3 protein-coding genes are annotated in these 1,932 nt (G+C 65.7%); 1 reads left to right on the plus strand and 2 read right to left on the minus strand.

The features are described from left to right. The coding region (locus JNW87_RS38130; protein WP_255544837.1) for a transposase family protein at positions 1 to 492 on the minus strand (492 nt) is incomplete at its 3' end. Positions 493 to 810: 318 nt separating this feature from the next. Here JNW87_RS38130 and JNW87_RS41135 point away from each other — a divergent pair. Continuing rightward, a complete protein-coding gene (locus tag JNW87_RS41135) occupies positions 811 to 1,389 on the plus strand; it encodes a TetR family transcriptional regulator (RefSeq protein WP_161557861.1) in 579 nt (192 codons plus the stop codon). 272 nt (positions 1,390 to 1,661) lie between these two features. Here JNW87_RS41135 and JNW87_RS38145 read toward each other — a convergent pair. Next, the coding region (locus JNW87_RS38145; RefSeq protein ID WP_238455412.1) for a transposase at positions 1,662 to 1,932 on the minus strand (271 nt) is incomplete at its 5' end.

The following is a 1,932-nucleotide window of genomic DNA, read 5'->3' on the forward strand; positions in this document are numbered from 1 at the left end:
GGCGCAGGTCAGGTCGTGCAGATGTCCGGACATCGCCTCGGAGGTCCAGATCGGTAGCCCGTCCGGGCGCATCACGGCCTGAATGTTCGCGCCGAAGTCGCGGTGTTTCCCGGAGTACCACGCGTCGATCGTGTCGCCTTTCACGCTCACGGTGGTCTCGGCGAGGCGGTCGGTGTCGAACAGCTTCCCGTCCAGGATCACGTGCGACCAGCCGTCGGCAGCGACCCGGGTGAGGGCGTCGTGCAGGGTGGGTGTCTGCGCCGCCAGGACCCGCACGGCCTCGGCGACGTACCGGTAGGCGGTCGCCCGCGACACCCCGAAGCCCGCCCCGAGGGTGGTCTTGTCCTCGCCCTTGCGGAACCACACCAACACCAGAAGCGCCTGGTAGAAGCAAGTCAGGGCTCGCGTGCCCGATCGGGTGCCCACTGTCCGACGCTCGGCTCGCAACAGCCGTGCCACGTGCTGGACGAGTTCCCTGGGTACGTCGAGCATGGCACGATAGGCGATCACGTGGGGTCCTCACTTGCTGGGCTGATCTTGTGGTGAGAACTGCCTACCGAGGGCCCCACGTCCTCTTCCAGCACCGTCCGGCAAGGACGGATTCGCGCGTGTCGTACAGGTCAGACGACCATCCTTGTTGAGATCACCTCACTGAGGGAGATCAGGTAGATCGTCGTACCCGCGCGCGCTGGTCGTATCGTCATCGGCGACCTTGCACACTGACCAAGCGACATTGCGATCAGAACCCGCGGTTGCCGCTTGACGTAGGAGAAGCTCGTGGCATCTAAACGCCCACCGGGTCGGCCCCCGGTGTCGTCGCGCCAAGAAGTGGAAGCGGCCGCAGTCGAGCTCTTCTTGGCGCACGGCTTCGAGCAGACCACGGTCGATGACATTGCAGCCGCCGCCGGAATCGGTCGATCCACCTTCTTCCGCTACTTTCGGACAAAGGCCGACATCCTCTGGCTGCCGTTCGACGACCATCTCAAGCATCTGACGGCCAGCCTTGCCGAGCGCCCGCTCGCCGAGCCGCTGACGACGGCGATCATTCGCGGAGTCATGCAGGCGATGCGCGAGAGCGGTGACCCCCGTGGCGTCTGGCTCCGCAGATTCGTCGCGCAAGAGGAGCAGGCCCTCCAGGAGCTGGAGTCGGTGCGCTGGTCTCGGTGGGCGGCCGTGGTGGCCGACTTTGCCGCCAAGCGGCTTTCCGGAGTGCGCGGCGAGCTCGCCGCCGCCATGTTGGGCGGGGCAACTCAAGCGCTGATTCGGTCAATGATGCGCCGAAGGGCCGAACGGGATATGCGCACCGAGACGGTTCTGGACGAGATCGAGCGGGAGCTGCATGTGACGCTCGACCCTCTCCAAGCGTGGCTGGAACAGATCGGAAGCTGAGCCTCGGCCACCTTGTTTTGGGACTGAGTCCCGATATACTCGGGGAGAAACGGACTCTGCACCAGATCGGTGGGGCCGAATAGCGCGCGAGGGAGCGTCTCTCATGGTTGAGGATGCGTTTGACTACATCGTCGTCGGGGCCGGAGCTGCTGGCGCGGTGCTGGCGAACAGGCTTACGGCGAACCCGACGGTCTCGGTCCTGCTGCTGGAGTACGGCGGACGGGACCGCAATCCCATGCTGTACGTCCCTAAGAGCCTGGTAAATAAGGGTTTCAGGTGTGTTGGTGGCGGGCGAGGCGGCGGGTCATGACGATGATCATGGCCCATTGGACCATCGCGGCGTGGTGGTCGGGTAGCCGTTCGTAGTCTCGGACCGTGCGTCGGCACCGGTTGATCCAGGAGAACGTGCGCTCGACCGCCCATCTGCGGTGCAGGACGACGAACGTGGTCTGCCCGGCGAGCTTCGCGACGATCTGCACGGTCAGGGTGAGGTGGGCGGCGGCCCAGCCGACGAGCCGGCCGGCGTAGCCGCTGTCGGCCCAG

The organism is Micromonospora sp. ATA51, from assembly GCF_016802855.1.
Taxonomy (GTDB): domain Bacteria; phylum Actinomycetota; class Actinomycetes; order Mycobacteriales; family Micromonosporaceae; genus Micromonospora; species Micromonospora sicca.